Origin of the sequence: Pigmentiphaga humi, assembly GCF_900606115.1 — a bacterium.
Taxonomy (GTDB): domain Bacteria; phylum Pseudomonadota; class Gammaproteobacteria; order Burkholderiales; family Burkholderiaceae_B; genus Pigmentiphaga; species Pigmentiphaga humi.
Genome location: NZ_UWPJ01000015.1, coordinates 151,681 through 163,276, shown reverse-complemented (window position 1 = coordinate 163,276; position 11,596 = coordinate 151,681). Strand labels below are relative to the sequence as shown.

Genomic DNA, 11,596 nt, shown 5'->3' with positions numbered 1-11,596 from the left:
AAGGAACGGCGAATGACGATGCCCTCCGAAGCAGCCGCAATGCAGACCGACCTGCCCAACCGCCTCGACAGGCTGCCCTGGTCGCCCTGGCACACACGCGTGGCCGTCGCGCTGGGCGTCGCCTGGGTGCTGGACGGCCTGGAAGTGACGCTGGTGGGCAGCGTGGGCGGCGTGCTGGAACGCGGCGACACGCTGGCCCTGAGCGCCGCGCAGATCGGCTGGTCCGGCTCCTTGTACATCGCCGGCGCGGTGCTGGGCGCGCTGGGCTTCGGCCGGATGACCGACCGGCTGGGACGCAGGCGGCTGTTCCTCATCACGCTGGCGATCTACATGGCCGGCAGCCTGGCCACGGCCTTCGCGCCCGGCTACGCTTTTTTCGCCGCCTGCCGTTTTGTGACGGGCCTGGGCATAGGCGGCGAGTACGCGGCGATCAATTCCGCGATCGACGAATTGATTCCCGCCCGCCTGCGCGGACGGGTCAATCTGGCCATCAACGGCAGCTTCTGGCTGGGTGCGGCGTTGGGAGCGGGACTCAGCCTGCTGTTGCTGGACGAGCGCGTGCTCGGGCCGGTGTGGGGATGGCGGGCGGCCTTTCTGGCCGGAGGCGCGCTGGCCGCAGCCATTCTGCTGGTCAGGCGCCACGTTCCCGAGAGCCCCCGTTGGCTGGCCGCGCACGGCCGCCTGGACGAGGCCGAACGCATCGTCCGCGCGATCGAGGCCGAGGCGGTCCGGCGCCATGGCGCCCTGCCCGCCGTCCAGGGCGCGTCGCCGGTGGCGGGACGCGCGCCTTCCTTGCTCCAGGTTGCGCGCATCCTGCTGCGCGCCTATCGCAAGCGCAGCGCCGTCGCCCTGGCCCTGATGGTGTCCCAGGCCTTTTTCTACAACGCGATCTTCTTCACTTATTCGCTGGTGCTGACGCGCTTTCACGGCGTGGCCGACAGCCGCGTCGGCCTCTACGTCTTTCCATTCGCGCTCGCCAACGTGCTGGGCCCCCTGCTGCTGGGCCCGCTGTTCGACCGCATCGGCCGCCGCCGCATGATCGCGTTCACCTATGTTTCGGCGGGACTGGGGCTGGCGCTGACGGGCTGGGCCTTCGCGCAAGGCTGGCTGGACGCGCGCAGCCAGGCCTGGTGCTGGTCGGCCGTGTTTTTCGTGGCCTCGGCGGCGGCCAGTTCGGCCTATTTGACGGTAAGCGAGATCTTTCCGCTGGAAATGCGGGCGGTGGCGATCGCGGTGTTCTACGCGGCGGGGACCGCGCTGGGCGGATTCGTCGGCCCGGCCCTTTTCGGCGAGCTGATCGGCACCGGCAGCCACGCCGCCGTCGCCGCAGGCTACGCCGTGGCGGCAGTCCTGATGGCGGCTGCCGGCCTGGGCGCGCTGCGCCACGGGGTGGACGCCGAGCGCAAGCCGCTGGAAGCGATCGCCCCGCCCTTGCCCGGCGGCGGCGCCGACGGATCCGGACCGGTATGAGCGGGGCCAGCGACCTGGCCGGCCCGGCCCGAAGGTTTCGAAACGCGCCGCAACGCTGTCCTCAGTCCAACCGAATGTCTGCAGCCCGGATCACCTTGTCCCACTTGTCGTGATCGGTATGCATGATCTGGCTCAACTGCTGGGCGGTTGTGCCGGTCGGCTGCACACCCAATCCTTCTATGCGCTTGCGCACGTCCGGCATGCTCAATACCTTCAACAGGTCGGTTTCGATCTTGGCGACAATCCCGGGCGGCAATCCCGCGGGCCCCATGACCGCCCCCCAGGTACCGGCCTCGAATCCCGGATAGCCCGACTCGGCCACCGTTGGCGCGTCAGGCGCGTTCGGCAGGCGCTGCAAGCCCGTGGTAGCCAATGCGCGCAGCTGGCCGGACTTGACCATGGGCAATGCCGACACCGGATTGTTGAAAATGGCCTCGATGTGGCCCCCCAGCACATCGTTGGTAGCGGGCCCCGCCCCTTTGTACGGCACGTGCACGATGTCGATGCCGGCTACACGCTTGAACAGCTCCCCTGCCAGATGGGTGGGGGTTCCATTGCCCGCCGACCCGAACATGACCTTGCCTGGGTGCGCCTTGGCGTAGTCGACGAAATCCTTGAGCGACTTCATCGGCAGATTGGGATTCACCACCAGCACCAAGGGGTAGTACATCACCTGGGAGATGGGTGTGAAGTCCTTGATGGGGTCGTAAGGCAGGTTGTTGTACAAGCTGCCGTTGAAGACGTGGCTGTTGGCAGCCAGTAGCAAGGTATAGCCATCGGCCGGCGCGCGGGCCACCGCTTCGGAGGCGATGTTGCCGCCCGCTCCTACTCGATTGTCCACAGTGACGGGCTGGCCCCACATGTTGCTCAGCTTTTCGCCCAGAACCCGCGCGATGACATCGAACGGCCCTCCTGGCGAATAGCCTACAACCAGCCGCACTGGCTTGGCGGGGTAGCTATCGGCAGCGAGTGCCGCTGGCGCCAGCGTCGACAACAGGATCGTACCGGCGAACGCCGCCAGCAGCTTCTTCATGATCATGATGAGCCTCAATAAATGCGTAGGGAATAGGCACAGGCCCAGGACTGCGCCGGGAAAAAGACAGCCAGTCCGGCTCAGGGCAGGAAATCGCGCAAATCCACGCTGCTGTAGTTGGGCGGCAGGGCCATGTCGAACCGGGCGCGCTGGGCCGGCATGGTCACTGCCGGCTTGGTGGCGTCAATCATCCATTTGGTGCCTACGCGCTGGAATGCTTCCACGCCCGGCACCACCGGCGAAATGTTGTCCAGCCCGAACACTTTGGCGCCGGGAATCATGATCACGTCGCGTTCCGCATGCACCCGGGTGGTAATGGACCAGATGATCTGGCGCAGGTCGGACGCGTCGATGTCGTCGTCCACGGCTACTGCGACCTTGGGCTGCTGATACGGACCGGAAAGCGCCGCCATCAAGGCGATCCGCGCCTGGCCTTCCACCCGGGGACGCATCTTCAATACCACCATCATCAGGCCGGAGACGGTCAGGCAGCGGATGTCCAGAAGATCCAGTCCACCGTCGACCTTGCGCAGGTGCTCGGCCAAGGCCACTTCGATGCCCAGGCCGGTGGTCGATTGGGTATCGGTGGCGGGAAAGCCGCAATGGAGCGCGTAGTAGATGGGATCCCGGCGGCGCGTGATGGCTTTGAGCCGGAATACGTGGGCCTCGCCTGGATCGGCATAAGTACCCGTGACCTCGCCGAATGGCCCCTCGGGTTCCAGATGATTGTGCGGTACGAGCTCTCCTTCCAGCACGATCTCCGCATCTGCCGGCACATCGACATCGATAGTCTCGCACTTGACCGTGCGCACCGGCCGCTGCAGAAGACCTCCTGCCAAATCCAGCTCGTCGAGCCCGAAACCGGTGGTAAACCCGGCCGAGAACCAAATGGCCGGATGGACCCCGATCACCATGGCTACCGGGGTCGCCTCGCCGCGTGCCGAGTACTTGTCGTAGATGCGCCGAGCATGGCGGGGAAGCATGACGAAGCCGGTCTTGTCACGCCCCATGATCTGTTGCCGGTGCAGAGACATGTTGCCGATTCCGGTGTCCGGATCTTTCACGAAGGCAATGCCGGAAGCGATGAAACGGCCTCCATCGCGTTCGGACACCTTCATCGCCGGAAGATCGTTCAGGTCGGCATCCTTGCCGATCAGTTTGATCTCCTTGACGGGAGCCTGGGCCGCCCCAACCTGCACGGCGCGCACAGGCTTGCCGATGCGCGCGTGGATTTCATCGAGCAGCCGGTCTTCTTCGATACCTAGCCCGATGGCCCATTTGCGGCGGTCGGCCACGATCTGGCTGCACGCTGTCCAACCAGGATGCCCCTCGATCGAAGTAAACAGGCTGGACTTGCCCAGTTCGTTATAGGTTTTCCATTCCACCGCTGCCATGTTGCGCACCGGATCGACAGGCTTGGCGAACCGGATCAGTTCGCCCTGTTCTTCCAGCGCACGCAAAAATGAACGGAAAGATTGATCGTCGGAATGGTCAAATCCGTGCTTCGGCTCCATGTTGCCAGTCATCCTCATTCGCCTCTTGGTTTTTCTTTTAAAGAAACAACATTTCTTTTGAAAGAACATATTAGGAGGCGCACCAAGCCGATGTCAAGCCTGGATATGGACCATACGGGATAATCCTGGTCCATGAGATCAGGTATTTCGACTGAGAGGAAAAAGGACGGCCGATGCAAATCGGCCGGATATGGGCGATAACTAAGTCTTGCCGACAGCAGGGCTCGCTTCGGCAATGCGATGCGGCGGCGCCAGCGGATCGAAGTCCTCCCACTTCCCATCCACCCAACGTCCGTTGGCCCGCTCCAGGCTCATGCCGCCCGTTTCCTGCAGAATGCGGCGCGCCGGTTCTTCCTGGCCCGGCTGAACGCGCACCGCCAGCATCACTCCCGCGCGGCGCTGTTCCGGATTGTCCTGCCAACCGGGGCCTGTGCGGCGCTGGTGGCGTCGCCCGATCAGGCTCAGCGCGCCGATGAACGCGCCGATATAGGCGCCCACGGCCGCGCCCAGCAGAACGAGATACAGCCCCGGGCCGAACTGCCCGGCGATCCATCCGCCCACTAGCGCGAACACCAGGCCGAACAGCGCCGATCCCGCAACCGCGCCCGAAGCGCCGCTCTTGGCGTCGGGATCGGTGGGCTGGTCCCCGCCTATCGGATAGCGGTCGTGCTGCCCCGCCGGCCCCACATAGAACGTATCGAGGTCGGTCTCCAGAAACCCCTGCCGCATGAGCCTGTCGGCGGCCTGGCCGGCGCGGTCGAACGTGTCGAAACGTGCTGCGACGATCAATGACATGGCGATCTCCTTTTCATTGTTTCGGCGGCCGCCCTCCGCAATCGGCGGCCAGTGCGCTCGAGGCTCAGATGTCCTGCGGCCGTTTTCCCGGATACTGCCCCCCTTCCTCGAACTCCGGACCGGCAGGATTCGGCCGGCGGTCCGCCTCGCGGCGCGCGCCGATGGGTTTGTCTTTGTAGGGAGGCTTGTCGGCGCCCAATTCGCCGCTGCGCTCGGCGGCGGCGTCGTAATCGGGCTCGGGCGGGGGCGGAGTCTTGTCGTTGGGGGCCATGCTTGCGCTCCATTGCGGCTTCCAATGGTGCGTTGGCCAGCAAGTGCCATGCCCGCCCCGGCGCCTTGCGCGCCGCGGCAGGCGGCTCAGTTCGTCTCGATGAGCCGGTTGATCTTCAGGGCGACCAGGGTGCACACGGCGCCGGAGATCAGATAGAGGCTGGAGGCGATCAGGCCGAATTTCATCGACAGCCCCAGGGCCACCAGCGGCGCGAATGCCGCGCCGAACAGCCAGGCGATGTCGGCCGTGAGCGCCGCGCCGGTATAGCGGAAATACATCGAGAAATTCGATGTGACGGTGCCCGAGGCCTGGCCGTACGACAGGCCCAGCAGCACGAATCCGCACAGAATGAAGAGGTTTTCTCCCGCCGTGCCGCCGCCCAGCAGCCATGGCGCGGAGAGCGCGAACAGGCCGATCAGCCCGGCGAGTGCGGCCAGCGTATTGCGCCGTCCGAAATGATCGGCAACCCAGCCGGATGCGATAGTGGCGACGAAGCTGAGGGCCGCACCGATGATCTGCACGGTCAGCACGCTGGCGAGCGGACGTTCGCCGTGCAGGTTGATCCACGAAAGCGGAAAGATGGTCACGAGATGAAACAAGGCATAGCTGGCAAGCGCGGCGAACGCGCCGATGAAGACGTTGTAGGCCTGTTCGTCGATGACTTCCGAGACGCGGATCGGCGCCAGCTCGCGCTCTTCGAGCAGACGGGTGTACTCCTCCGTCAGCACCAGCCGCAAACGCGCGAACAGCGCCACCACGTTGATGGCGAAGGCCACGAAGAACGGATAGCGCCACCCCCATTCCACCAGGTCTTCGCTGGCGAGCGTGCTGAGCAGGTACAGGAAAATCGCGCCGGCCAGCATGAAGCCGACCGGCGCGCCGAGTTGTCCGAGCATTGCATACCAGCCGCGCCGGTCGGCCGGCGCGTTGAGCGAGAGCAGCGACGGCAGGCCGTCCCATGAGCCGCCCAGCGCGATGCCTTGCAGGCAGCGGAAGATCGCCAGCAGCAGGATGGCCGCCGGACCGAGCGTTTCATAGCTAGGCAGGAACGCCATGCCGGCAGTGGCGGTGCCCAGCATGAACAAGGCCATCGTCAGCTTGGCCCCCCTGCCCCAGCGGCGCTGCACCGCCATGAAGATCGCCGTCCCGAAGGGCCGGCAGATGAAGGCGAAGGAGAAGATCACGAACGACCAGAGCGTGCCGTTCAGAGGAGATTCGAAAGGAAAGAACACCTGCGGGAAAACGACGACGCAGGCGATGCCGAAGACGAAGAAATCGAAATACTCGGATGCGCGGCCGATGACCACGCCGACCGCGATCTCTCCCGGGGCGACGTCGGAGTGGCCGGCCTCGTGGGCGGATCCTGGGGGGTATTGCCGCACGGTGCTGGACATGGGATGGCTCGCTCCGTTGAAGTATGACCGCGAAAAACCACTGTCTGCGAGGACTTGCGCCCCTTCCGAAGGGAGCGCTGCCAACCTGCGACGCCGGGCGCCGGCGTCTGTGCCGGGAATCAGGATACGCCAGTTCCACTCGATGTGGATATGGGCACGGCGACGCGCGGACCGATACGGGTCCGCCCGCCTGGCACAGGCAGCCCGGCGCGCGCTTTCATTTTTTACTCTAGATTTTCCGGATCTTCCAGGGTAGGGTTTCGAATATCGGTATCGCGCCAGGGCCTATGGCGCCTGGCGCGAACAACCCACTAGGGGGGCTGCATGTCCGTGCCGTTCTTCAGGAAGCTGCGGGGAGCGCTGATCCTTCCCCCGCTGGGCGCACTCGGCGGCTGCAATGCCGTGCTGCTTTCGCCTTCCGGCGACGTAGCCTGGCAGCTGCGCGACATCATTCTCGTGTCGACCGGCCTGATGATGCTGATCATCGTGCCCGTCATCGCCGCCACGCTGTGGTTCGCGTGGCGCTACCGCGAAAGCAACGCCGACGCGCCCTACTCTCCCGACTGGGACCACTCGACCATCCTCGAACTGCTGATATGGTCGGCGCCCCTGCTCATCATCATCGCGCTGAGCGCCCTGACCTGGGTCAGCACCCACCAGCTCGATCCGTACCGCCCGCTGAGCCGTCTCGACGCCAAGCGCCTCGTACCCGCCGACACCCGGCCGCTGGAGGTGCAGGTGGTCGCACTGGACTGGAAGTGGCTATTCCTCTATCCCGAGCAGGGCATCGCCACAGTCAACGACATGGCGGCTCCGGTCGACCGCCCCATCGAGTTCAAGATCACTTCGTCCGCAGTCATGAACTCCTTCTTCATCCCCGCGCTGGCCGGGCAGATCTATGCCATGCCCGGCATGCAGACGCGCCTGCATGCCGTCATCAACCATCCAGGCGTCTACGAAGGCTTCTCGGCCAACTACAGCGGCGCGGGCTTCTCGCAGATGCGCTTCAAGTTCCATGGCTTGTCGCAGGCCGGCTTCGACGAATGGGTCCAGGCCGGCAAGGCCGCGGGCAAGACGCTGGACCGCGCCGCCTATCTGCAGCTCGAACAGCCCAGCGCGGCCGTCCCGGTGGAGCGCTACGGCTCGGTGGACCCGGGCTTGTACGACGCGATCGTGAACCGCTGCGTGCAGCCGGGCAGCAATTGCTCGCGGGACATGGCCGACCTGTTCTGCCGCGGCCCCCGGCAGGCGTCGCTCGAACCGCCGCCGCCCCTGGCCGTCCGGCCCATGTAGCGCCGCCCGAGTCCACGCCCGACGAATCTTGCAGGAACGCCAAATGCCCGATCATCTCGCCACCGACAGCCTCTTGTTCGGACGCCTGAGCTGGGAAGCCATCCCGTACCACGAGCCCATCCTCCTGATCACGTTCATCGCGGTCCTGCTGGGCGGGCTCGCCCTGGTCGGCGTCCTCACCTATTACCGCCTGTGGGGCTATCTGTGGCGCGAATGGTTCACCAGCATCGACCACAAGAAGATCGGGATCATGTACGTGGTGCTGGGATTGATCATGCTGCTGCGCGGCTTTGCCGACGCGCTGATGATGCGGGCGCAGCAGGCCATCGCCTTCGGCGACAACCTGGGCTATCTGCCGCCGCACCACTACGATCAGATCTTCACCGCGCACGGCGTGATCATGATCTTCTTCGTGGCCATGCCCCTGGTCACCGGCCTGATGAACTACATCGTGCCGCTGCAGATCGGCGCGCGCGACGTCGCCTTTCCTTTCCTGAACAACTTCAGCTTCTGGATGACCACCGCGGGCGCGGTGCTGGTCATGATGTCGCTGTTCGTCGGCGAGTTCGCCCGCACGGGCTGGCTGGCCTACCCGCCGCTTTCGGGCATCCTGCACAGTCCCGACGTGGGGGTGGACTACTACATCTGGGCATTGCAGATAGCCGGGGTGGGCACGCTGCTGTCCGGCATCAACCTGCTCGTTACCATCGTCAAGATGCGCGCCCCGGGCATGCACATGATGCGCATGCCGATCTTCACCTGGACCTCGCTTTGCACCAACATCCTGATCATCGCCGCCTTCCCGGTGCTGACCGCGGTGCTGGCGCTGCTGTCGCTCGACCGCTACCTCGGCACCAACTTCTTCACGGCGGACGGCGGCGGCAACGCGATGATGTACATCAATCTGATCTGGATCTGGGGCCACCCCGAGGTCTACATCCTCGTGCTGCCCGCCTTCGGCATCTTCTCCGAGGTCGTGCCGACCTTCTGCCGCAAGCGGCTGTTCGGCTATGCCTCCATGGTCTATGCCACGGTCGTCATTACCGTGCTGTCCTACCTCGTCTGGCTGCACCATTTCTTCACGATGGGATCGGGGGCCAGCGTCAACTCCTTCTTCGGCATCACCACGATGATCATCTCGATCCCGACGGGAGCGAAGGTGTTCAACTGGCTGTTCACCATGTACCGCGGGCGCATCCGCTTCGAGGTGCCGATGCTGTGGACGGTCGGCTTCATGGTGACCTTCGTTATCGGCGGCATGACCGGCGTGCTGCTGGCCGTGCCGCCCGCCGACTTCGCGCTGCACAACAGCCTGTTCCTGGTCGCGCACTTCCACAACGTCATCATCGGCGGCGTGCTGTTCGGCCTGCTGGCCGGCATCACCTACTGGTTCCCCAAGGCTTTCGGATACCGGCTGGATCCGTTCTGGGGCAAATGGTCGTTCTGGCTCTGGCTGGTCGGCTTCTACCTCGCGTTCATGCCGCTCTACGTGCTCGGGCTGCTGGGCGTCACGCGCCGGATGAGCCACTTCCAGGACCCCTCCCTGCAGATCTGGTTCCAGCTCGCCGCCGTGGGCGCCCTGCTGATCGCCGCCGGCATCGCCTGCTTCCTGATCCAGCTGGTCGTGAGCTTCCGCAGGCGCGAGTCGCTGCGCGACACCACCGGCGACCCATGGGACGGCCGCAACCTCGAGTGGTCGACCTCGTCGCCGCCGCCGGTCTACAACTTCGCCTTCACCCCGGTCGTGCACGACCGCGATGCCTGGTGGCACATGAAGCAGCTGGGCTACGTCCGGCCGCAGGGCGGCTTCATTCCCATCCACATGCCCGCCAACACCTGGGCCGGCATCGTGCTCGGCGGCATCTCGCTGGTGCTGGGCTTCGCGCTGATCTGGTACATGTGGCTGCTGGCCGGCCTGGCCTTCGCCGCGCTGATCGCCGTCACCATCGTCCATGCCTTCAACTACCACCGCGACTACTACGTGCCGGCCGACACCGTCGCCCGCTGCGAAGCCGAACGCACCCAACTGCTGGCCAGCCATGCCTGAACTCTCCGCCTCCACCGTGCAAGCCGACGCCGGTCGGCAGTTCTACCTCGCGAGCGAACACCATGTGAAGAACGGCACCCTGCTCGGTTTCTGGGTGTACCTGATGAGCGATTGCCTCGTCTTCGCGTGCCTGTTCGCCACGTATGGGGTCCTGGGCCGCAGCTACGACGGCGGCCCGACCGGCGCAGACCTGTTCGACCTGCCCCTGGTGGCGGTCAACACCGCGCTGCTGCTGTTTTCTTCGATCACTTACGGATTCGCGCTGCTGCAAGGCCGCAAGGGTCGGACCGGATCGGTGCAGGGATGGCTGGCCGTCACCGGCCTGCTAGGCGCGGGCTTCCTGGCGCTGGAACTCTATGAATTCGCCCACCTGATCCACGAGGGCGCCGGCCCCCAGCGCAGCGCGTTCCTGTCGTCGTTTTTCACGCTGGTCGGCACGCACGGACTGCACGTGACTTTCGGCATCGTCTGGCTGGCGGTGCTGATGGCGCAGATCGGCATGCACGGCCTGACCATCGCGAACAAGCGCCGGTTGATGTGCCTGTCGATGTTCTGGCACTTCCTCGACGTGATCTGGATCGGCGTCTTTACCGTGGTCTACCTGATGGGGGTCCTGTCATGAGTTCGCCGAGCGTCTCCAACCACCACGGCCAGCACCACGGGGAAGACGATCCCCTGGCCCATGCTTCGCTGCACGGCTACCTGCTGGGCTTCATCTTCGCGGTCATCCTGACCGCCATTCCCTTCATCATCGTCATGGGCGAAGCCTTCTCCAGCTCCCGCATCACCAGCCTGGTGATCCTGGCCATCGCCGCCGTCCAGATCGTGGTGCATGTCGTATACTTTCTGCACCTCGACTTCCGGGCCGAGGAAGGGTGGAACGTGCTTGCCATCGTGTTCACGCTGGTGCTGGTGGTCATCACGCTCAGCGGCTCCATCTGGATCATGTACCACCTGGATCACAACATGATGCCCATGTCGCCGGTCGACATGCGAAACAGGCCTTGAACCCTTCTTCCGCCAAGCAAGTACCCTCCAGGCCGCGCAATGCGGCGAGGTTTTTCTTCCTGATCGCGTTGGCGGCCATCCTGGTCGCGGGATTCTGCTCGCTGGGCGTCTGGCAGATGCAGCGCCGCGCCTGGAAGCTGGAGCTGATCTCGCAGGTCGAGCAGCGCGTCCACCGGCCCGCCACAGAGGCTCCCGGCCCCGCGCAATGGCCGTCGCTGAGCCGCGACGGCGACGAATACCGCAACGTCGCCGCTACCGGCATACTGCGCTACGACCAGGAAACCCTGGTCCAGGCCGCGACCGATTACGGCAGCGGGTACTGGGTCATGACGCCCATGCAGATGCGCGGCGGCGGCACGGTGCTGATCAACCGGGGCTTCGTGCTTCCCGCCTGGCGCAAGCGCCAGGACAAGGCAGAGCCGGCCGGCGAGGCCGTGGTGCCGGGCCTGCTGCGGATGTCCGAGCCGGATTTCCGCTTCTTCCGCCACAACGATCCGTCCCAGGATCTCTGGTACTCGCGCGACACCCAGGCCATCGCCGCCAAGCGCGGACTGGCCGAGGCGGCGCCCTACTTCATCGATGCGGAAAAGACCGGGGCCGCCGCGCCGGATCCCGCCGTGGCCCCGGTTCCCGGGCTGACCGTGCTCGATTTTCCCAACAACCACCTGTCCTATGCGCTCACCTGGTTCGCCATGGCCGCCATGGTGATTCTTTGCGTGGCCATCGTCGTGCGCGTGGAAAGCCGCGCGGACGATCACGACTGAGAGCCGG

Annotated in this window: 11 protein-coding genes; 6 read left to right on the top strand and 5 right to left on the bottom strand. The window is 65.2% G+C overall.

All coding sequences use genetic code 11. The annotated features are described in order from the left end of the window. Positions 1-12 precede the first annotated feature (12 nt). The gene (locus tag PIGHUM_RS08945; protein ID WP_425466699.1) at positions 13-1,470 is read left to right on the top strand and encodes an MFS transporter; all 1,458 of its coding nucleotides are present in this window, start codon (positions 13-15) and stop codon (positions 1,468-1,470) included. Positions 1,471-1,531: 61 nt separating this feature from the next. Here the strand turns inward: PIGHUM_RS08945 and PIGHUM_RS08940 are convergent, their stop codons facing one another. The 5 genes from PIGHUM_RS08940 to PIGHUM_RS08920 form a co-directional block, all read right to left on the bottom strand. Further along, on the bottom strand, positions 1,532-2,509 hold the full coding sequence (locus tag PIGHUM_RS08940; protein WP_124079223.1) for a Bug family tripartite tricarboxylate transporter substrate binding protein: 978 nt from the start codon (positions 2,507-2,509) through the stop codon (positions 1,532-1,534). A 74-nt stretch (positions 2,510-2,583) separates the two neighbouring features. Beyond that, the gene (locus tag PIGHUM_RS08935; RefSeq protein ID WP_160142216.1) at positions 2,584-4,029 is read right to left on the bottom strand and encodes a UbiD family decarboxylase; all 1,446 of its coding nucleotides are present in this window, start codon (positions 4,027-4,029) and stop codon (positions 2,584-2,586) included. 189 nt (positions 4,030-4,218) lie between these two features. Continuing rightward, a complete protein-coding gene (locus PIGHUM_RS08930; protein WP_124079221.1) occupies positions 4,219-4,812 on the bottom strand; it encodes a hypothetical protein in 594 nt (197 codons plus the stop codon). A 64-nt stretch (positions 4,813-4,876) separates the two neighbouring features. After that, positions 4,877-5,083: a hypothetical protein gene (locus tag PIGHUM_RS08925; protein ID WP_124079220.1), complete on the bottom strand. Its 207-nt coding sequence runs from the start codon at positions 5,081-5,083 to the stop codon at positions 4,877-4,879. An 86-nt stretch (positions 5,084-5,169) separates the two neighbouring features. After that, positions 5,170-6,477 (bottom strand): MFS transporter, encoded by a 1,308-nt coding sequence (locus tag PIGHUM_RS08920; protein WP_124079219.1) that lies wholly within the window; start codon positions 6,475-6,477, stop codon positions 5,170-5,172. A gap of 324 nt (positions 6,478-6,801) precedes the next feature. On the opposite strand from PIGHUM_RS08920, the gene cyoA reads away from it, so the two are divergent. Genes cyoA through PIGHUM_RS08895 form a run of 5 tightly spaced genes read left to right on the top strand, consistent with a single transcriptional unit; the run spans position 6,802 to position 11,589 of the window. Next, on the top strand, positions 6,802-7,770 hold the full coding sequence (gene cyoA / locus PIGHUM_RS08915; protein WP_124079218.1) for a ubiquinol oxidase subunit II: 969 nt from the start codon (positions 6,802-6,804) through the stop codon (positions 7,768-7,770). A 43-nt stretch (positions 7,771-7,813) separates the two neighbouring features. Continuing rightward, the gene (gene cyoB / locus PIGHUM_RS08910; RefSeq protein ID WP_124079217.1) at positions 7,814-9,817 is read left to right on the top strand and encodes a cytochrome o ubiquinol oxidase subunit I; all 2,004 of its coding nucleotides are present in this window, start codon (positions 7,814-7,816) and stop codon (positions 9,815-9,817) included. Continuing rightward, complete coding sequence (gene cyoC / locus PIGHUM_RS08905) at positions 9,810-10,439, top strand: cytochrome o ubiquinol oxidase subunit III (RefSeq protein WP_124079216.1); 630 nt, start codon at positions 9,810-9,812, stop codon at positions 10,437-10,439. Before cyoB ends, cyoC begins: the two co-directional genes overlap by 8 nt. Continuing rightward, positions 10,436-10,825, top strand: a complete 390-nt coding sequence (gene cyoD, locus PIGHUM_RS08900; protein WP_124079215.1) for a cytochrome o ubiquinol oxidase subunit IV — start codon at positions 10,436-10,438, stop codon at positions 10,823-10,825. The genes cyoC and cyoD overlap by 4 nt, the downstream gene beginning before the upstream one ends. Continuing rightward, positions 10,822-11,589 (top strand): SURF1 family protein, encoded by a 768-nt coding sequence (locus PIGHUM_RS08895; protein ID WP_246013049.1) that lies wholly within the window; start codon positions 10,822-10,824, stop codon positions 11,587-11,589. Before cyoD ends, PIGHUM_RS08895 begins: the two co-directional genes overlap by 4 nt. Positions 11,590-11,596: the final 7 nt, after the last annotated feature.

Excerpts from the sequence above, each read along its gene's own strand:
- PIGHUM_RS08945 (WP_425466699.1), top strand. The coding sequence starts at position 13 with ATGACGATGCCCTCCGAAGCAGCCGCAATGCAGACCGACCTGCCCAAC.
- PIGHUM_RS08940 (WP_124079223.1), bottom strand. The coding sequence starts at position 2,509 with ATGATCATGAAGAAGCTGCTGGCGGCGTTCGCCGGTACGATCCTGTTG.
- PIGHUM_RS08935 (WP_160142216.1), bottom strand. The coding sequence starts at position 4,029 with ATGACTGGCAACATGGAGCCGAAGCACGGATTTGACCATTCCGACGAT.
- PIGHUM_RS08930 (WP_124079221.1), bottom strand. The coding sequence starts at position 4,812 with ATGTCATTGATCGTCGCAGCACGTTTCGACACGTTCGACCGCGCCGGC.
- PIGHUM_RS08925 (WP_124079220.1), bottom strand. The coding sequence starts at position 5,083 with ATGGCCCCCAACGACAAGACTCCGCCCCCGCCCGAGCCCGATTACGAC.
- PIGHUM_RS08920 (WP_124079219.1), bottom strand. The coding sequence starts at position 6,477 with ATGTCCAGCACCGTGCGGCAATACCCCCCAGGATCCGCCCACGAGGCC.
- cyoA (WP_124079218.1), top strand. The coding sequence starts at position 6,802 with ATGTCCGTGCCGTTCTTCAGGAAGCTGCGGGGAGCGCTGATCCTTCCC.
- cyoB (WP_124079217.1), top strand. The coding sequence starts at position 7,814 with ATGCCCGATCATCTCGCCACCGACAGCCTCTTGTTCGGACGCCTGAGC.
- cyoC (WP_124079216.1), top strand. The coding sequence starts at position 9,810 with ATGCCTGAACTCTCCGCCTCCACCGTGCAAGCCGACGCCGGTCGGCAG.
- cyoD (WP_124079215.1), top strand. The coding sequence starts at position 10,436 with ATGAGTTCGCCGAGCGTCTCCAACCACCACGGCCAGCACCACGGGGAA.